The sequence below is a fragment of the Treponema sp. TIM-1 genome (genome assembly GCF_046533115.1).
Taxonomy (GTDB): domain Bacteria; phylum Spirochaetota; class Spirochaetia; order Treponematales; family Breznakiellaceae; genus JAIRMO01.
Genome location: NZ_JAJQRC010000002.1, coordinates 139,716 through 158,497, shown reverse-complemented (window position 1 = coordinate 158,497; position 18,782 = coordinate 139,716). Strand labels below are relative to the sequence as shown.

General features: G+C 52.1%; 15 protein-coding genes. 4 read left to right on the top strand and 11 right to left on the bottom strand.

Annotated features, from left to right (window positions below; genetic code table 11):
- Positions 1-159: 159 nt before the first annotated feature.
- From LQZ21_RS02190 to cysS, 9 genes are all read right to left on the bottom strand, one after another.
- Entirely contained in the window at positions 160-1,599 is a 1,440-nt protein-coding gene (locus LQZ21_RS02190; RefSeq protein ID WP_411042504.1) for a right-handed parallel beta-helix repeat-containing protein, read from the bottom strand.
- Positions 1,600-2,283: 684 nt separating this feature from the next.
- Positions 2,284-4,380 carry a hypothetical protein gene (locus tag LQZ21_RS02185; protein WP_411042503.1) on the bottom strand — a complete coding sequence of 699 codons (2,097 nt, stop codon included), beginning with the start codon at positions 4,378-4,380 and terminating at the stop codon, positions 2,284-2,286.
- Between the two features lie 65 nt (positions 4,381-4,445).
- The gene (locus LQZ21_RS02180) at positions 4,446-6,113 is read right to left on the bottom strand and encodes a diphosphate--fructose-6-phosphate 1-phosphotransferase (RefSeq protein WP_411042502.1); all 1,668 of its coding nucleotides are present in this window, start codon (positions 6,111-6,113) and stop codon (positions 4,446-4,448) included.
- A 226-nt stretch (positions 6,114-6,339) separates the two neighbouring features.
- Positions 6,340-7,026, bottom strand: coding sequence for a UMP kinase (gene pyrH, locus LQZ21_RS02175; RefSeq protein WP_411042501.1), 687 nt, complete (start codon positions 7,024-7,026; stop codon positions 6,340-6,342).
- 52 nt (positions 7,027-7,078) lie between these two features.
- Complete coding sequence (locus LQZ21_RS02170; RefSeq protein ID WP_411042500.1) at positions 7,079-8,677, bottom strand: transglutaminase domain-containing protein; 1,599 nt, start codon at positions 8,675-8,677, stop codon at positions 7,079-7,081.
- Between the two features lie 28 nt (positions 8,678-8,705).
- Positions 8,706-9,215, bottom strand: a complete 510-nt coding sequence (locus LQZ21_RS02165) for a hypothetical protein (protein ID WP_411042499.1) — start codon at positions 9,213-9,215, stop codon at positions 8,706-8,708.
- A complete protein-coding gene (locus tag LQZ21_RS02160) occupies positions 9,212-9,787 on the bottom strand; it encodes an anti-sigma factor family protein (protein WP_411042498.1) in 576 nt (191 codons plus the stop codon). The genes LQZ21_RS02165 and LQZ21_RS02160 overlap by 4 nt, the downstream gene beginning before the upstream one ends.
- 1 nt (position 9,788) lies before the next feature.
- A complete protein-coding gene (locus tag LQZ21_RS02155) occupies positions 9,789-10,283 on the bottom strand; it encodes an RNA polymerase sigma factor (protein ID WP_411042497.1) in 495 nt (164 codons plus the stop codon).
- Positions 10,284-10,394: 111 nt separating this feature from the next.
- A complete protein-coding gene (cysS, locus tag LQZ21_RS02150; RefSeq protein WP_411042496.1) occupies positions 10,395-11,834 on the bottom strand; it encodes a cysteine--tRNA ligase in 1,440 nt (479 codons plus the stop codon).
- Between the two features lie 38 nt (positions 11,835-11,872).
- Here cysS and murB point away from each other — a divergent pair, with 38 nt between their 5' ends.
- From murB to LQZ21_RS02130, 4 genes are all read left to right on the top strand, one after another.
- On the top strand, positions 11,873-12,877 hold the full coding sequence (murB, locus tag LQZ21_RS02145; protein WP_411042495.1) for a UDP-N-acetylmuramate dehydrogenase: 1,005 nt from the start codon (positions 11,873-11,875) through the stop codon (positions 12,875-12,877).
- Between the two features lie 241 nt (positions 12,878-13,118).
- Positions 13,119-14,321 carry a Crp/Fnr family transcriptional regulator gene (locus LQZ21_RS02140; RefSeq protein ID WP_411042494.1) on the top strand — a complete coding sequence of 401 codons (1,203 nt, stop codon included), beginning with the start codon at positions 13,119-13,121 and terminating at the stop codon, positions 14,319-14,321.
- Between the two features lie 177 nt (positions 14,322-14,498).
- Entirely contained in the window at positions 14,499-15,077 is a 579-nt protein-coding gene (locus tag LQZ21_RS02135; RefSeq protein WP_411042493.1) for a hypothetical protein, read from the top strand.
- Positions 15,067-15,546 (top strand): DUF192 domain-containing protein, encoded by a 480-nt coding sequence (locus LQZ21_RS02130; protein ID WP_411042492.1) that lies wholly within the window; start codon positions 15,067-15,069, stop codon positions 15,544-15,546. The genes LQZ21_RS02135 and LQZ21_RS02130 overlap by 11 nt, the downstream gene beginning before the upstream one ends.
- 40 nt (positions 15,547-15,586) lie before the next feature.
- Here LQZ21_RS02130 and LQZ21_RS02125 read toward each other — a convergent pair whose 3' ends face one another.
- Positions 15,587-17,308, bottom strand: a complete 1,722-nt coding sequence (locus LQZ21_RS02125) for a motility associated factor glycosyltransferase family protein (protein ID WP_411042491.1) — start codon at positions 17,306-17,308, stop codon at positions 15,587-15,589.
- Positions 17,301-18,731 (bottom strand): 6-hydroxymethylpterin diphosphokinase MptE-like protein, encoded by a 1,431-nt coding sequence (locus LQZ21_RS02120; RefSeq protein ID WP_411042490.1) that lies wholly within the window; start codon positions 18,729-18,731, stop codon positions 17,301-17,303. The genes LQZ21_RS02125 and LQZ21_RS02120 overlap by 8 nt, the downstream gene beginning before the upstream one ends.
- Between the last annotated feature and the right edge of the window lie 51 nt (positions 18,732-18,782).

The following is an 18,782-nucleotide window of genomic DNA, read 5'->3' as shown; positions in this document are numbered from 1 at the left end:
GCGCCGCTCATGGTCTTTTGTGAGCGGCGCATTGTCTTTTGTGAGCTGCTCATTGTCTTTTAGGGGCGGCTCTTGGTCTTTTGGGAGTGGCTCCCTGTCTTTTATGGGCCGCCCATTGTCTTTTGTGAGCCGCTCCCGGTCTTTTCTTTCCTTCTATTCTTAGTTCTCCCAGGCCCCCGCCGTATCCCCCACGCCGCCTGCGGCGGGGTCGTTATACGTCCAGGCCCGGGCACTGCTCTCCCACTGGGCGTAGAGCTTAACCTCCGGGCCCGTGTCGGCATAACGCCGTTTACCGCCGTCCTCGAGCAAAACCGCGTGCCCGTTGCCGCCCGTAGCGGTGTTTTCGCTACTGCCCGCGGTATGGGTTTTATCGGTATCGCCGTAGATGGTCCCGCCCTTTTTGATGAAGGTTCCTCCTGAGACAGCTATCCCGCCGCCGCCCCCGGCGGTGTTACCGCGGACCTCGCCGCCCTCCATGATGAAGGTTCCCCTCACGACATTCATCCCGCCGCCTGCCTTGGCGGTTGTGTTGCCGCTTATCGTGCCGCCTTTCAGGGTGAACGTGGCATTTTCGCCGACAGACATCCCGCCGCCGCTTTCGGTGGCAGTATTATCGCGTATCGCGCCGCCCTCCATGGTGAAGGTGTCTTTGTGGATATTCACCCCGCCGCCGTTTTTGGCGGTGTTGCCGCTCACTTCGCCGCCTTTCAGGGTGAACGTTGCGTTTTCGCCGACGGACACCCCGCCGCCGTGACCTTTGTCGGCGGTGTTGCCGCTTATCGTGCCGTTCTCCAGGGTGAACGCGCCCTTGTTGCCGACATTTACCCCGCCGCCTGAGCCTTCGGTTGCGGTGTTGCCGCGTATCTCGCCGCCCGTCAGGGTGAAGACTGCGTTTTCGCCGACCTGCACCCCACCGCCGCCCCATTCGGTAGCGGTGTTGCCGTTTATCGTGCCACCCGTTAGGGTGAAGGTTCCCTTGTAGATAGACACTCCACCACCACCCTTGGCGGTGTTGCCGCGTATCTCGCCGCCCATCATGGTGAAGGTTCCGTTTTCGTGGATCTGCACCCCACCGCCGCCATTATCGGCATTATAATTATCCGTAATAACAGCGCCCGCCTTCACCTGCAAAATGCCGCCGGAGTGTACCTCAACCAGGGCGCGTTCATTGGCGGCGCTCTCGCGGTTCCCCCGCCCTTTGAGCGTAAGGTTGTTGTCCAGGATCAGCGCAACCCCGTTTTCCACGGCAAAAAGCGCGCCCTTCCCGCTTAAACTAACCGCCCGATCTGCCGTATCGCCTTGTATGGTTATGCTTACCCGCTTGCCATCGTAGGAAAGCTGCCGGGGAGCGCTCGTTTCATCGGCCTTTACCGTAATGGTATACGCGCCGCCTTCCTTCGCGTTGGCGCCGATCCAATCCAATGCCGCGGCAAGGGTGTCATTATACGCACCGGGAATAGCAATGGCGGTAAACTGTCCGTCTTCGCCGGTAGCGGTAACGACGGCAGCGCCGCCGCCGGTGCTGGCGCAGCCCGCAAAGGTGATTACCACCGCCAGGGCGATAAGTCCGCATGAAACAATGGTCTTTATGCTTTTCATAAAATCCTCCGGACGGTTTTACTGTTCCGCCAACAAAAAAACATATAAAAAAACCGGAAGGTTCCTATGCGGGGAACCCTCCGGCGTTTTTTCGGGAAACATGAGAAACTATCGGTATATGCGGTATGAGCGGCAATTCCGCTTTGCGGAATTGCCGTGGAGGGCTGCCCCCCATGGGGGGGCTTGACAGAGCCGGTTACCGGCCCATAATTCCTTGGTTCCTTGGTTCCTTGGTTCCTTGGTTCCTTGGTTCCTTGGTTCCTTGGTTCCTTGGTTCCTTGGTTCCTTGGTTCCTTGGTTCCCTTGGTTCCTTGGTTCCTTGGTTCCTTGGTTCCTTGGTTCCTTGGTTCCTTGGTTCCTTGGTTCCTTGGTTCCTTGGTTCCTTGGTTCCTTGGTTCCTGTGCAGTTCCGCTTCGAGGAACTGGCGGTTCCTTGGGGCGTTTTGTTGCTTAGACGGGCGCTTTTACGGCTCATTTTATGAGTATTTTAGCTTACCGGTAAAATCCATTCAATAGCTTGATATTATTATGGTAGTAAAAAACCACTACATTCCCCGCGTCAAGGAGCTTCCCCGCGAACCGGTAAGCGGGTTCTTCGGTACGGCAACAAATTGGGGGCAAAAAAATTGCGTATAACGTACGTGAACAGGCAAAACGCGGCAAAGTCCCACCGTGTTGTAAGGGTCTATAAATTTATTGACCCCAGAAAAACATCGAAGTTGTTTTGGGCATCCCGGAGATTTTTTTCAGCATCCGCAATGGCGGCATTGAGGGTATCGATCTCCCCATCCATAACGGCCATCCGCCGGAGATACTCCTGGCCCTGGGCACTTTGGTTCCCCGCGGCTTCCAGATTCCGCCGGATCCGGTCCTGTTCTGCGATAAGCCGGGTCCGCTGGGTTTCCACCGTGGTGAGGGCGGTTTTGGCTGCCGCGGTTTTTTGCTGGAGTTCTACCCCCCGGGTCAGGGCGGCTCGTACCGCGGGGGGAATTTCCCCATTGGATGCGTAGGACATGAGGGAATCAAGTCCGAGCTGGGCCAGGGTTATCCGCTCAGCCAGGGGGCTTTCCTCTTTTACGGTAAAATACTGTTCCCCCCCGGCGTCAAGGGTCAGTTCGAAGCGGTAGAGCGCATCGGTTCGCTCATAAAAAGAAGCGGGCTCGGTGAGGGTTGCATTCAGGATAAGCGGATGCTCCAGGATAAGCCGTTTTCCCTCCCGGGAATTGTTTTTAAAGACATAGGCTTTTTCGTAAATCAGTTTCCGGGAAATGGTCATAACTCCCCGGTTAACCGTGACGGCGCTTACCACCCGGGAAACAGAGGAGTTTACCCTGCCGTTAACGGAAAGCTCATCCCCGTAGGAGATGAGCCTTTTTTCCCCCTCCGGAAAAAAATCGATCAGTGCGTCACCGGCATAGGTTCCACCGTCAAAAACCGTAATAGGCCCCGCGGGGAGCCGCATTCCGGTGGTATTGGTCAGTTCCACACTGATAGCGGGGTGGATGATCCCCTTGTTTACGGTATTTGCCCCGGAAAAAACCAGAACCTTTTCCGCCAGGAGTTCCCCCGCTACCAGGGGCAGCATGGCGCTTTGCTGCCGGGCAAGACTGACCGGATGCCGGAGGGTAAATTCAAACTGATCCCCCGCCATCGAAGGCAGGGCGGTTTCCATAACCCCCCCGGCTACGTTGGGGGCCGGCGCCGGCATTTCCGCCATCTCATCATAGGTTTCCTGGACGTATTGTACCCGAGGGGCAGACCGGATTTTAGCCGCACTGTCCTCCGGGTAGCCCTGGGCCGCATATCCCGAATCATAGGTCCGGGCCTCGGCGGCGCCGGCGATTGCCAAGGGCAGCACCGGCCGGTTCACGTAGTAGGGGGGATAGAGGTTCTGAACAAAGGAGACCGGTTTCCCCGTAACCAGGGAGAGTTCCACCCCATCCCAGTCTACATCCCCGGCATTATCCACTATAGCCCAACCTTGGAGGAAGGGATTGTCCCGGGATAGATCCAGACGGTAGGAAACCTTCCATACCGGGGCGGGGATCACGTAACTTATGGAGATGTTCCGCTCGGATGAACCGGGGAGTTCTACCCGCAGATTACGGGTATCCGAAACCCGGGAATCCCTGATAAGGTCCAGGGCCCGGTTTAAATCGGCGTTGATCTCCGGATCTTTAAAAACAAAACGGCTTATTTCCCGGAGCCCCACCGCCCGTATGCCCTGGGGGGTCACGAGGGAAAGCCAAGCCTCCGGCGATCCCCGGGGAGAGGATTCCTCCGCCGGTATCGCCGGCCGGTATTCGATCCCCAGGATCCTCCCCGCAATGAGGGTAGAGGTATATACCTCTATGTCCGTGCCGGTAAGCCCTCGTAATAGCTCCACGATATCGGTATTCCCTGAAAGATCGATCCTGAGACTCTTCAGGGTCCGGTATAAGGTCTCCTCCGAAGGGTAACTTACCGATGGGGAAGGGGAGCGGGGGTCATTAATAACCAGGGATTTAAGGGCGTCATTAACCGCCGCTATTTTAAAGGGGAGGTCTATCCTCACGGAACCCGAAACGTCCCCCTGATGTTCAAAATAAGCGACCCCGGAGGAGAAAAGGGCTATCCGTTTAAGGGGGACCAACGTTTTCCGGACCGCCTCTGACGGCGCCGTCCCGTTTTTTTCCCGGGACAGATTCTCGCTTGTTCCCGAAACATCCATTCCTGATTGGGCCGTCAAACCTGTTCCGGCCAGGAGCATCAACCACAAAGCAAAGACGCACCTTCTTTCCATAACATCCCTCCTTATTTTTATCGCCCGGCAGAGCCACGGGATATGAAACCCTCGCCGCGAGTCAATTACCGGCCTTCTGCCCGGTGTTCCAACCGGAGGGTCTTGGTCGGCTGATCGCAGAGCTCCGGAGGGCCGTAATATTGGATGGCCCCAGGAAAAACAAAACTGGTTTTTACCGCCCAGGTATCCCGGGCCTCAACAAAGGTCTTAAAGGGCGCCCCTTCCAATTCTACCAGGGCCTTTTTGATTACCGGCTTTTTGGAACCCTTTCGGTGTTCCATATTCATCATCATGGTAAGGGGTACCCCTCCGGCTGTCCACTGGTCCGCCGGGGCGGTGAGGTTCCGTACACTGGAAAGATAACCGGTAAGTCCCGAGGCGATGAGCACAAAAGCGCTGAATCCCAAGGTGTAACAGTAGTCAGCATCGAAGTTCGAAGGAAAGGCGCAGCGGCCTTCATATCCAAAAAAATGTCCCAGGGCACTGAATTTTCCCCCATAGGTTCCGGCTTTTTTGAGTTTCGAAAGTTTTTTTTCTACCATACTGATGAGAAGCTTCTCCGTTTCAATCCGGGAAACCTGAACATTACCGTGGGGATCCCGATCCATAATAAGCTGTTGGGCGATTTCCCCCGGAAGGCTTTGAAAAAGGGAATGGGAACCGGGAGAAAGGATACCCGCAAGCCAGGCGCGCTGGTCTTCAAAGCCCCCAAGAGTGGCAAAGGTTTCGGCGTTGACCGCTATTACATCGTTCAACTCGGCGATAAGTTTTTTCATTTCCGGGATAAATTCCACGACCCCTTCGGGGATCAAAACCACCCCGAAATTTTCCTTGTTTTCCGCTCGTTTTACCACGGCGTCGCAGATCTGATCCACAATCCGGCCCAGGGAAAAATTCTTCGCCTCCACCTCCTCGGAGATAAGGCAGATATTCGGCTGAGTTTGCAGGGCGCATTCCAGGGCAATGTGGCTTGCGGAACGGCCCATGAGCCTGATAAAATGCCAATACTTTTTGGCGCTATTGGCGTCCCGCGCTATGTTTCCGATGAGTTCGCTGTAGGTTTTTACCGCCGTATCAAAACCAAAGGACGCTTCGATATATTGATTTTTCAGATCCCCATCTATGGTTTTTGGGCACCCGATTACTTGGACCGCCGATCCCTGGCTTAGGAAATATTCCGCCAGGAGGGCCGCGTTGGTATTGGAATCATCTCCTCCGATGATGACCACCGCATCCAGGTTAAGTTTTTTGGCTGTTTCCAAGGCTGCGGCAAATTGTTCCGGGGTTTCAATTTTGGTTCTCCCCGAACCTATCATATCAAAGCCGCCGGTATTGCGGTAGTGATCGATAAAATCCCCGGTAATTTCCAGGGCCTTATTGTCCGTAAACCCTCCGGGACCGCCGAGAAATCCATAGAGCTTTGAATCGGTATTTCCCTTTTTAAGGCCGTCAAAAAGACCGGCGATAACATTGTGTCCCCCCGGAGCCTGTCCCCCGGAAAGGATTACCCCCACGGTTAATTTTTTTTGTATTTTTTCATTTTTTCCCGTAACAAAGGTTACCAGGGGCTTACCATAGGTATGTTTAAAAAGTTCCCGTAGTTCCCCCTGATCCGACACGGATTCGGTAGGGGCGCCTAATTCAAGGGCTATCTCGGTAATTTCCCCGGCCAACCCGGCGGGCAGTTTTGGTTTATAAGCATAACGAAATTTTTGAAGAGCGGATATTTCCATTATGTTCTCCTTATGATGTTTTCGTGTTTATAATGAACTTATCCAAAACTGAAGTTTTGGAACCGCCTCAATGATAACCAAAATAACCGGTCTAAAGCAAGCCGGGTATGAAGTCTATCCGAGCAGAATGGAACCTTAAGCGTATCCTGGGGGTAAGGATTGATCCCTGAATTTAAAACCGTACTCTATTCAACGGCCCAGGCGGGCCATTTTAGGAAGCCCTTCATTAAGGATGTATGGTGGTACCTAAAAAATCTTCTTCCCGGAGGATTTTTTTTAAGTTTTCCAGATTTCGTCCCCCGGCACATATTACCGTGAGGCCGATTTTTGCCCCGTGGCGGCTTGCCACCGGGTCAAAGGGCACGTTTTTACCGGGAACCCATTCATCACCGACCAGGGCACGGAATTCCGTCCAGGATAAAGCGGTCAGGGGTTTTGCTTCCGGATTGGTCCGAGGATCATCGCTGTAAACCTGTTCGATATTAGACAGGTTGATAACTTTATCTGCCTGGAACCGTTCCGCCAGGAGTACCGCATCGTAGTCCGAGGAAAATCCCGGTTTCCATCCTGCCGCCACCAGGACCCGGCCAACCAGGGGACCCACCCGGGAAGGATCGGTGACCACCTCCTGAGTGCACCATTCTCCCATCACCGCCTTTACCAGTTGGGCATTAAGCCGGGTAGCCATAACGCCTATCCAATCAGCCGCTTCAGCCATTACCGCGGTACTTATCCTGCGGTATGATTGCTGCCAAGCCCGGGCGGGACCTCCGCCGCCTACCACTAAGATAAAGCGCCGTTTTTCATCTTCCCGCAAAAACTCTCCGATAAGGGATACAAAGTCCTTGAGAAATTTTTCATCCACCCCATCGGGGGCGACAATGGACCCCCCCAGGGAAATAACCGTTATCATATATACTCCTTACCTCTTATCATGATACACCAGTACCACCTATCACGATTAGTTATTCTTCTAACGAAGTAATTATAACATCTCCCCATTGGGAATCATAGTTAATACCCCCGGAAGATTCTTCCCAGATGTTTTGCAGGGCAAAATCCCGTTCCCGGGACACGGTTTTTCCCCGGACTTCCATTTGGGATAAGACCCGTTCTCCCCGGGAAAAGGCAACATGCCGGTTATCCATATTGCCGAAATAGTAAGCCGCCCGATCTTGCCGGAGGGTAAAGGCAAAATCAGCCGGGACAGTCCCCGTTCCCAAGGCGGGATCCAGGGGTATCCAGCCGAACCCGTCAATCCAAAACTCCGCCCAATAGTGGCGGATCGCCTTCTGGGACCGGCCGATTAAAACCCCTGATACGGGCAGAGCGGGGATACCCCCGGCCCTGGCCATGGCGCAGAAAAACAGGGCCGCCCCATAGGGATCGGTCCGTTTCCTGTCCAAGGCTTCCAGAACACCTCCGGTTACGGGTTCCCACCGTATTCCCCCCTGGGTAATAAGCCAATCGTATATTTTCCGGGCCTTCAGGTAAGGATTCCGTTCCCGCCCAATAATGGTATTGGTATGGGTCTTGATCAAGGCATGGTCCGAAGGGATCAATGGGCCAGGAAGGGTATAAACCGTTTCCATGGGAAAGGTACCGCTTTCCTTGATCAACGACTCTTTGATATTGGTCGTAATGGCGTATGTTTCCAGCCGAAAGGAGAGGGTAGTCTCCATGGTGGTATAAGGGGCGAGATCATTGAATTTAAACAGGACCGTCTCCCGATAATTTTCCATAAAAGGCGCCCTGGTCCAGGATAAGAGCTGAACCGATGGTTGGGAAGACGAAAGAACCGGCCGGGGAAGCCAAAGGTAAAGAGAATGGGAAGCCGGTACTTCCCTGGTCTGAATCCCCACCGTATAATTGAGGGTATAGGTCTGTTTCTCCCCAAAAACTTTGGTTCCGGGTTTATCGGTAATTTCAAAAAAAAATGGTTCTGAATTTCCTCGGAATGTCCGAATCTCAAGATTCCCGCTGGCCGCGCCGTCGGGGACCCGGACTTGAATTTCCCGATCACTCCACAATTCATATCCAAAATTGGAATCAAAAACTTCCGTCCATACGGGAATGGTATCCCGGAGGGGCGAGTCCTCATCCCGGGTAAAAAATACCCCGCTGGTATCCCGGCTCGAACCAAAATTACTTCCCTGAATGATAATCAAAGCCCCAATGACCGCGGAACTCGGTTCGACCGACAATATCCGGGGGCTTTTATCCATATCGGACCCGGACGTCGGCTGAGGTAGGGTAGTCCGATTGGAAATTAAGACAGGGTTGCTTTTTTTATCCCCCCTTTGGATATATATAAGGGCGGATTCCCCAAATTCCGGGAGCCGCAGGGCAATTTTTGTATCCGTCCATTCGATATATGAGGACATGGTGGGGAAAATCTGCGCGATGGTAACATAGGATTTATCCTGGACATCCCCAAAATTTTCGCCCAAAATAGTGAGGATCTCTCCCGGCGTTCCGGTTCTGGGATTTATAGAAACAATATGAGGAGGGGGATCCCCGCAGGCGATAAGTCCCCCCGATATACATAAAACCAGAAGAATCATGGGGCCTGTAGCGGTACGGATTTTATTATTACTCGTCGACATTACGATTCGGGTTATTCTTTTGGTCCTTAACATAGGGATGTAACGCTAACCGTATTTCAATATGGGCTTCATTAAGAGATTTTCGTGAACCCAGGGGGAAAAAATAGATCTGTTCCCCGAATTTCATGGGTATGGTCTGCATGGTTGTTTGATACCGGATTCCTTCGTTGGGTACATTAATCCAGATCTGCCCCTGTGCCACCAGCACATTGTTTCCGTCATTTCTGAAATAAGGGGTAAATTGTACCGCCACCACGATATTTTCCCCCACCAGCCGTAAGCCGACGGGTCTTCCGGGGATAGTTACCTTTGAATTCGTCGCATTCCACACTTCCTGCTGGTTTTCTTCCACAACCCGGGCGACGATGTCTAATACAACCGCCTGTTCCCGCAGGCCGGGTAACATATCCTCAAGGACCGTGTCCTGGGGAAATATCAAAGTATTGGCGCTTATAAAGAAGATACTTCCCCATAACACCAAAGGTTTAAGGATCATCGGGGCAATGTACTCCTTGAATAGTCCTCCGCCCTGATATATAGAGGTTCACCATAACTCATAAAACTTTTGCTTTCAGGAAGGCGGAGAATAACAATATCATCCTCATCACTGAGATATTGCAACACCCCCCGGATATCCGAAACCGGGGTTATCCCTTGCAGGTCCAGACCTATCCCATTGGCGGCGGTTATTTCTTGGGGGACCATCATCGGGGTAGGACGGTTTAACAAAACCAAGGTAAAGGCCACCGCCAGCAGGGCCGCCATGGCCGCCGCCAGGGGCAGGGGAATGACAATCGAACGCCGCCAGAGGTTTTGCCGGAATTTTACTTCGACCGGTTTTTCTTCCGGGACGGCTAAATTTTGCCAAACTCTGGTCTTTGCCTCTTCCGTCCGGGAATTAACGGCAGATGCTTCCCCACCGGCGGACGGAAAGAAAAAAGACCGGTATTGTTCCAATCTTTTTCTACATTCCGGGCATAGGGCAAGATGAGCTTCCATTTTTTCTCTCCAGGGAGAGGGGAGTTCCTTGTCGTAATACACAGAAAGGATCTGACGATTTGGACACATACTAACCATCCTTCGTTAAGATTCCGGCTAAACGTTCTCGGGCTCTGAATATCCGGACCTTAACGTTCCCTTCGCTTATACCAAGAGCCCGTCCGATTTCTTTATAATTCAATTCACCATACTCTTTTAATATTAATACTATCCGTAAATTCTCAGGAAGTTTTTCCAGCGCCTTCTGAATTTCACTTTGCGTTTCCTGCCTGAGTAAAATTCCTTCTCCGGTTTCCTGGGTTTGGGTAAGTTCCCGAAAAGCCCGTTGATATGCCCTCCGTTCCCGCTCTTTCCGTTTTGCGTAATTCAACGCCGCATTTTTCACTACCCGAATGAGCCAATATTTTGCTTCCTCTGGATTTGGAAAAACCATGTTTTTTTCATATAACCGAAAAAAAGCCTCCTGACATAGATCTTCCGCGGCCTCCTCATCGGCCACAATACGATATGCCACTCGAAATAGTATCGAAAATGTGGAATCGTAGATCCTGCGGAATTCCGCCATCGATACTTTCCTATCTATATCCTGAAACAAGTTTTTACCTCAATCGTTACAGCCTTACAGCTATTTATTCGGCGGGGGCTTATACCCCAAAACCCGTCTTCCGGCCGGGGATCATTCACGGCGCCAAAGGGTTCCAGAGGGCCCGTCTTCCAATATTATTCCCCGTTTTTTTAAGGCATCCCGAATTCCATCCGCCTTAACAAAATCTTTATATTTCTTTGCCGCCTGCCGCTCTTCTATCAAGGCCGCAATTTCCCGGACAAAATCCTGATTTTCCACCCGGTTCCACACCCCCTCTGCCTCCTTTGCCAGACCGAGGCCCAGGACCCGGTCCATGGTAAAGGCCGCCGACAAAGCTTCCTGGGGGGAAACTTCCGTATCCCGGAGGAGGGTCCATAAACTGGCCAGCGCCTTGGGGGTGGAGAGATCCTCATCCAGGGCCGCATCAAAGGCTTCCAGATATGCGTCGGCTTTACCATACCCACCATCCGTTTCCGCCAAAACCGGGATAAGCCCTGTTTTTTCCGCCAGGGCCTTCACCCGATCAAGGAGGGATTTTCGGGCATTCCGGGCGCCGTTGAGGGCTTCAAAGGAAAATTGCAGCTGGCTCCGATAATGCCCCCCCAGGAGAAAATACCGATAATCCAGGGGATCGTACCCGGAATCAACCAAAGATTGAAGGGTAAGAAAGCCCCCTGCGGATTTGGACATTTTTCCCTTATCCATCACCAGGAATTCGTTGTGGATCCAATAGCGCACCCAGGGATGTTTTCCCGTGGCCGCTTCGCTTTGGGCTATTTCATTGGTATGGTGGATGGGGATATGATCGATCCCTCCGGCGTGAATATCAAACTGCTCCCCCAGATATTTAATGCTCATGGCGGAACATTCAATATGCCATCCCGGGTAACCCCGTCCCCAGGGGCTGTCCCAAACCAGGGCCTGGTTTTCAAATTTACTTTTGGTAAACCAGAGGACAAAATCCTGGGGGTTTCGCTTGTTTTCATCCGGTCCGGTTCGGGCGCCGGTCCTGAGCTCATCCATCCTGAGCAGGGCTAAGTCTCCGTAAGAGGGGAAACGGCTTATATCAAAATAGAGGTTCCCTCCGGCAAAATAGGTGAACCCCCGATCTTCGATTCTTTTTATCAACCCTATCATATCTGCGATATGATCCGTGGCTTTACAAACCACCGTAGGGCGTTGAATATTAAGACGTTCGGTATCATTAAAAAAAGCCTGGGTATAAAATTCGGCGATTTCCAGGACCCCCTTTCCCCGTTCCTCGGCGCTTTTTACCATTTTATCATCACCGCTGTCATTATCCCCGGAAAGGTGCCCTACATCGGTAATATTCATCACATGGGTCACCCGGTATCCCCGCCGGGTAAGGGTTTTTACCAGAATATCGTGGAGGACATAGGCCCGGAGATTTCCGATATGGGCGTAATTATATACCGTGGGACCACAACCGTAAAATCCAATCTGGCCGGGAACCAGGGAATTAACGGCTTGAAATTCCCTCCCCAGGGTATTGTATAGGGTAAGCGCCATGGAACCTCCGGAAAAAAACTGATACCATGTTTTTGATTATGAATACCCTACGGGAAATGATAGAAAAAATCAATATGGAGACAAACTTTTCCGGGGAACTGCGGTTTAACGAACCCATGGCTGCCCATACTACCTTCAATGTCGGGGGACCGGCGGATCTGTGGGTAAAACCCGGGGAGGACTTCTTCCCCCGGTATACGGCGGTCCTTTTAAAAGAGGCCCGGTCTTACGGGATCCCGGTTTTTATTCTAGGGGGAGGGGCCAATATCGTGGTTGCTGACCGGGGTATCCGGGGTATTGTATTGGATACTTCGGGATGGATGGGATGGTCGGTCCTTCCTCCGGGGAAGGGGAAAAGGCAGGACGGAGATTGGATCTGTATGGGAATCCGTTCGGGAACCACGGTGGACGCCGCTGCGGAGGCCGCTGCCGGGCTGGGCCTTGGGGGACTTGAGTTTCTCGCGGGGATGCCCGGTTCCGTGGGGGGGGCGGTATGGATGAATGCCCGGTGTTACGAACGGTCCGTTTCCGACATCCTGGTGCAAACCGAATTTTTGGATGCCGCCTACATCCTGCGGGAGATCCCCTTTCGGGCAGAGGATTTTGCCTATAAAAAGAGTCCTTTTCAGGATATGCCGGGGCTTATCCTTTCCGCCCAGTTTCGCCTGGCTCCCCGGGATAGGGAGGACATCCGGGGGGAAATGGAAAAACACCGTCAGGATCGGGAGCGGAAGGGACATTACCGTTACCCTTCGGCGGGGTCAGTCTTTAAAAACAATCGGGAATTCGGGAAACCTACGGGGAAGATCATCGATGAACTGGGACTCCGGGGGCTGCGGCAGGGAGGAGCGACAGTGGCGGACTACCATGGTAATATCATCATCAATACCGGAAACGCCACGGCCGCCGATATCCGCGGTCTGGTTGAAACCGTCGGGGACAGGGTCTACACCGCATTGGGTATCCGCTTGGAGCCGGAGATCCTCTTTGTGGGGGATTGGGATGGCTACGAGGGTATACCCACGAGGGACGTTTTATCCTAAGGGTCACCTCGTTTCGATATGAGAAGCGCCGCTCCTATAAGCCCCGCATCATCTCCGAAATGGGCTTTTCTGATGCACAGATAGGATACGGTATATATAAGCTCAGCAATTTGTATCATCTGGATACCGGAAAGGTATACTGCGCGGATTTGATACTTTGTCAGATCGCCGAGGTTTTTGGCGATCGCATTGACAAAACCTGGAGTGGTTCCCTATACTTTTAACGATTATAGGGGGGGGCATGTCCGGGAAGCTTGAGTTAAGTTTTGTAAATTTTCCGAAAAATGCCTATATCACCCTAGAGGGTAAACAAAATGCCGATAGGTTTTTTATTATACACCGGGGTAAAGTTCGGCTTTCCAAAGAAGTGGAAGTGGTGGCGGAAGAGGGGCGTGATATTTTAGGGCCCGGAGATTTTTTTGCGGTTATTTCTACCATGTCTTCCCACAGTCATATTGAAACCGCCCAAGCCGTAACGGATGTTACGCTTATTTCGGTCAAAAAGGAACAGTACAGTCAGCTTATCCAGAACAATACTCCGGTGGCCATGAAGATCATCCTACAATTTTCAAAGCGGATGCGGTATCTGGACGAAGCCCTGACCCGGTTGACCTTGAAAAATACGGCGGAAAATGATCCTTCCCATCTTTTTGATGTGGGAACCTATTACCACAAACAAAGCCAGTTTAATCAGGCCTACTATGCCTATCATCAATATGTAAAGTACTGTCCCGGGGGAAAAATGGTGAATCAAGCCCGGGAAGAGATGATGAAAATTGCCCTTTATGCCCAAAATATTACATTGATTCATGAACCTGATGATTTCAACCGGGAGTATCCCAAGGATTCCATGCTTTTTTCCGAAGGTGAACCGGGGGATGAGCTGTATATAATCCAGAAAGGGTCGGTGAAGATCACTAAAATCGTGGATAATAACGAGGTACTCCTGGCGGTTCTTAAAGCCGGGGATATTTTGGGGGAGATGGCCTTATTGGAGTCCAAACCCCGGTCGGCCAGCGCCATAGCCTTTGAAAACTGTTCGGTTCTGGCAGTAAACCGGACGAATTTTGTTCGGATGGTCGGAACCCAGCCTCAGATTATCGCCCGGCTGACCACGCTATTATCGGAACGGCTTTGGTTTGTTTATAAACAGCTGGCGAACACCCAGATCGTCAATCCCTTGGGCCGCATGTATGATGCCCTTTTAATCCAACTTGAAAAAAATCGGGTTACCCTCAGTTTAGAGCAATCCTATGTTTTTGATTTTGGTCCCCAGGAACTTTTTAATATGGTGGGGCTTTCCAGAAACGATGGTATGTCGGTATTTCGGAAAATGACGGAAACCGGGAAAATTCAGGTTTTCGAGAATAAAATAATGGTGATGAGTGTTTTAGAAATCCTGCGGCAGACCGATTTTTTCAAAAAAATACAGAGAATTGGGTAAGGTTTTGAAAAAAATGGCTGCCGAACCGTTTTTTTACCCTAAAGCTAAGGCGGCTTTCCCAAAACTTCAGTTTTAGGGGAGCCGCTTTTCACCGATATTAAATTGAGGGATCGCATGATATTCATAAAAGGGCTTTGTTGTTTTAAATCTAAGGCTGCTGTTTCTAAATTTGACTTTTTGAAACAGCCGTATCTTTTAATTTTGGGTTGGCTCCTCTTAGCCATCCCTGTCTATTCTCAGGATAGCCCTGATGGGATCGGCGTTATACCTACCGCCGAAACTCCTGAAGTGAGGAACCTTCCCCGGACTTTCCGGGAAATTTCCCTGGGGATGAGTCTGGAGGATCTCAAAAAGATTCTGGAACAGGATGGGCTTTTTCACTTCCGGGGAGATCGGGATGTGTCCTTTCTCCCCACGGGAGAACAAAGTCTGGTGGAGACCACCGGTTTTTCCTTTATCCGGCGGGCCTTTTTTCAGTTGCGGGAGGGATCGTTATTTATCATGGCCTTTTCCCTGGACCCGTCCCTCATTGATCATTATTCGGTATTCATCGATTTTGTTAAAAAATATGGGGAGCCCCTTTTTCTCAATCCAGGACAGGCGGTATGGGAATCCGAGGATACGCGGATCGCCATTGAGCGGCCTTTGACGGTTAAATATATCGATAAAGCGGCATTTGCCGAAATTATGGGAGAATCGGCGGTAAAGGAATCCGGGGAAGTTTTTTTACGGGAGGAATTCCTCAATGGCTTTTAACGGCCCCAAGCCGCGTCTTCTGAAACAGGGCTCGGAATTTTTAGTCTTGATTCTCCTGGTTTCCGTTGGGCAGATCCATTGTACTCCCTCGGAAAAGAAATTGGAAACCGCCGAATTCACCCTGGAAAAGGCCGGAGGGGATCGGATTCGGATTCAAGTTGAGATCGCCCGTACCGAAGCGGAACGGGCCCAAGGGCTTATGCACCGTACCGCCCTTCCCGATGGGGAGGGGATGTTGTTTGTTTTTGAGCGGGACCAGATCCTCTCATTTTGGATGAAAGATACCCTTATCCCTCTTTCCATTGCCTTTATAAGTTATGACGGCCGGATCCTGGAAATCTATGATATGCAACCCCGGGATCTTAGCTCCGTCCATTCCCGCCGTTCGGTCCGTTATGCCCTGGAGGTTCCCCAAGGCTGGTTTGAACGGACCGGTATAAGGGTGGGGGATAGGCTGAATCTGCGGTGAGGGGACCATATAACAGAACGGTACCGGATATTACCATCTGTCACCGATCCGCTGTCGGCACTACATCCATATCGTCGTAGTTCTGATTTTTCCCGGCCATACTCGGTAAGATCCGGCTTATCTCCGCCGTACAGAAGGCTTGGACCTCCTCCAAAACCGCTTCCCCGGTCAGTTCCGGCCGGCGGTGCTTTAATGCCGCCCCAATGGGGAGCAGGGTGGCCAGGATCAGCCTTTCATCTTCCTTGAGCTTTTCCAAAAGTTGCGGTATTCCCTGCCGGCAGGACGGAAGGGAACCTATCTTTTTTTGATATTCCAAGAGAAAATCCTTCGCAGTCATGGTCAAGGGACCGGAGGAAAAAAAATGGAGAAGCCCCGTAACTGAGGGGATATTGGATTTTTTTTCCAGAGCCAGGGGAGGACCCATACCGGGGATGGCTCGGACCGTACCCAGGGTATGGGCCTTTTCCTCAAGCCCTTCCCGGTAACGGGACATGATTTTTGTCTCGTAGTACCAGGAATCCCCGGTCCCCACCCGGGTAAGGGAAGGACTGCGGTAGAGAAAATCTGAAAAAAGGGATTCCATCGGGGAGAAGCGGTTCTGTCTTTTATCGAAATAGGGGTAAATATAGGTCCCCCGGGCATAGGTAATACCCCGGGGATAGGAAAAATCAGCCCCGTAGAGTTCTATTTGCTGCGCTCCTAGGATATCCGCCAGGGACAGCGCCGCATAGGTAACATTACCCCCGGAGGTATCCACCGGGGGTAAAGAACGCCAAAACCGGGATATATATCGGGTCAGGGGATGTCCGCTTGAAAAAAAATGGAGGTTTTTTGAACAGGCTGCCACCGCCGGAGGACTCGCCAAATCCAGGAACAGGGGGATATGACCGGGAAGCCCTCCCATAAAGTGGTAATAGCTGATATGCTGACAATCAATCGAAATGACCGCATCCGGTTCCACCCCCGCGGAAAGGAGGCTTGGCAGGGAGGTATCGGTGGCTATTAGGTAACAGGAGTCCCGCCGTCGGATAAGTTCCGGAAGCTGCGCATCCAGGGAAGGACCAGCAGCGCTGATTGCGGCATAACGGATCGGCGGAATTGGGGGCGCTTCCTGTTCCGCCCAGAAGAGGTTTCGGATAATATTTGAAAACCATCGTTTTCCAAAATAGGCCTGAACCGAATAATCCCCTTTAACCCGTTCAATGGCCCGGGTAAAGGCATCGGCGGCTTCGTTAAACCGGGCCTGATCAAAGCCGGTCCTGGTCCGCAGGGGAAGAACCCGGATACCTCCATATAAAACCGGCTGATAAATCTGGGGAATATACGTTTCCAGAGCCGCCGGGGAAACATCCGCCAATAGGCGAAACCGGGAATCGTTAAAGATATGGATGTATTCTTGGGAACTTAACAATTCCGCAAGTCCGTTTAAATCATACTCCACCACCAAAACCCGGTATATATCCTTCCGTTCTAAGGCTGCCTCGATATGATATCCGCCGCCAAGGCCGAAAAAAACCAGGAACCCCTCATCGGCTGTCGTAGAAACCAGCCGTCTCCCTTCTTTTTGGGGATCCACCAGGGAATGAAGGGGATGGGCCGCTCCGGCGGCATCTATCAGGGCGGGAACCTGAGCCCCGGAACGGGCGGTGAGGAATTTATACCGTCCCCGGGTTGTTTCCGCCATAGTAAGCCGGGAACAAAGTTCCGGATCCGAAACCGAAAGGGCCAGAAGATTCCGTTCAAAAAAATATCGTCTATCCATTCCGGCGCCTTCCTGAAAAATAAGGTCCCACCAGGGAACGGATAACTTTTTCTAAGGCCCGGGGTGAAGGTTCTTTTTCCCCGGAAAGAAGGAGCGGGGATAACTCCCCGGTAATGATTGGGGCAAAACCGGGATCCGAAAGGGCCTGTAACAGGGCTTCCAGGGCATGTTCTGCGGGAAAGGAAGGCCTTATTCGTGCCGAGAAGTTTAATATTCCCCCGCCGGAAGGGATCCTTTCCTTTGCCATCGTTACCTTTTCCCCGGAACCGGAAAGGCCCGGTTTTACCACATCTATCAGGGAATTAAAAACCGGGTTATTTTTTCCCAGGGTATGGAGACGTTTGGGATACGTTTCCAGTTGTCGGCCGAACCAGGCTGCATAGATTCCATGGTTTCCCGAATCGGCGATGGCCCCGGCCCGGACAAAGGTTTCCGAATAAAGGGGATGAAACCGGGAAGCGCCCAGCTCAAGGAGACGGTTGAAGCTATAGGGCCGGGCATGGGTACAGAGATCCCGGTGGGACAGATCCGTGCCGGTAATAAAAATCTCTCCATGGGTAAGTTCCAGGGCAAGTTCCAGGGCAGCGGCGGTCACCGTCCCCCGGGAAGGCAGCGCTATAAAGGGGATGGCCATGCTTTTTAGGAGCAGATTTTGCCAGACACTGCCGTCGCTTACTACCAAGATGGGTAGTTCTCCGCATTGGGAAGGGAGGGATGCATTCAAGGTGACGGTCAGAGCCGGTGGCTTTTTTCTTAGAGCCCCCCGGAGATGAGCCGCCGCCCATCCGCCGCCGTCGGTACTTATGATGAGATCGGGCAGGATCCCCCCGGCGGCCAGGGCTTCCGCCGATGAAGCGGCGGCCAGGATCCCCAGGGCTTCCCTTTGTTTCCATTTCTGTATCAGGGGGATGGTTTCCTCCAGACTCGGCCCTGCCCCGGTGATGACCACCGGGATAGATAACGGGACCGGTTCCAGGACTTGTTGGAACAGCTTGAGGTTTTTAAAGACATTTTTAAACCATCTTTGACCAAAGCCCGTAACGGTTCTCACATTGGCGTCAATCCGTTTGATAAAGTCGGCGGCCTCGGAAAGAAGCCTGAGATATTCCTCGCCATAAGCGCTTAGGGAAGGCCGCCATTCGATAAGTCCAATAAACCGGGCTTCGATATCAGGGATCTCTTCTTCCAAAAATCGTTGGACCGGAAGCCCCCTTCCGGGACCCCACACCGCATCCACTTCCGGGGTTTCGCCGCCATTTTCCGGGTATAAAAAAAAATCCGAAATATGTAACACAATAATTTTCGCCAGGGGGTTATTTTTCCGTAATATCGGAACCATATACCCAATTCCCGGTTCGATAAGAATAAAAAACCGGATATTTTCCCGAAATTTAAGGGCGTTAATGTATTTTTCCGCCTCCAACCGAGGGTTATACCGGGAATGTAACGCCTGTTTTCCGGCGTATACTGTGGG

Bases quoted from the DNA above. Each gene is read 5' to 3' on its own strand.
- LQZ21_RS02190 (WP_411042504.1), bottom strand. From the start codon at position 1,599: ATGAAAAGCATAAAGACCATTGTTTCATGCGGACTTATCGCCCTGGCG.
- LQZ21_RS02185 (WP_411042503.1), bottom strand. From the start codon at position 4,380: ATGGAAAGAAGGTGCGTCTTTGCTTTGTGGTTGATGCTCCTGGCCGGA.
- LQZ21_RS02180 (WP_411042502.1), bottom strand. From the start codon at position 6,113: ATGGAAATATCCGCTCTTCAAAAATTTCGTTATGCTTATAAACCAAAA.
- pyrH (WP_411042501.1), bottom strand. From the start codon at position 7,026: ATGATAACGGTTATTTCCCTGGGGGGGTCCATTGTCGCCCCCGATGGG.
- LQZ21_RS02170 (WP_411042500.1), bottom strand. From the start codon at position 8,677: ATGATTCTTCTGGTTTTATGTATATCGGGGGGACTTATCGCCTGCGGG.
- LQZ21_RS02165 (WP_411042499.1), bottom strand. From the start codon at position 9,215: ATGATCCTTAAACCTTTGGTGTTATGGGGAAGTATCTTCTTTATAAGC.
- LQZ21_RS02160 (WP_411042498.1), bottom strand. From the start codon at position 9,787: ATGTGTCCAAATCGTCAGATCCTTTCTGTGTATTACGACAAGGAACTC.
- LQZ21_RS02155 (WP_411042497.1), bottom strand. From the start codon at position 10,283: ATGGCGGAATTCCGCAGGATCTACGATTCCACATTTTCGATACTATTT.
- cysS (WP_411042496.1), bottom strand. From the start codon at position 11,834: ATGGCGCTTACCCTATACAATACCCTGGGGAGGGAATTTCAAGCCGTT.
- murB (WP_411042495.1), top strand. From the start codon at position 11,873: ATGAATACCCTACGGGAAATGATAGAAAAAATCAATATGGAGACAAAC.
- LQZ21_RS02140 (WP_411042494.1), top strand. From the start codon at position 13,119: ATGTCCGGGAAGCTTGAGTTAAGTTTTGTAAATTTTCCGAAAAATGCC.
- LQZ21_RS02130 (WP_411042492.1), top strand. From the start codon at position 15,067: ATGGCTTTTAACGGCCCCAAGCCGCGTCTTCTGAAACAGGGCTCGGAA.
- LQZ21_RS02125 (WP_411042491.1), bottom strand. From the start codon at position 17,308: ATGGATAGACGATATTTTTTTGAACGGAATCTTCTGGCCCTTTCGGTT.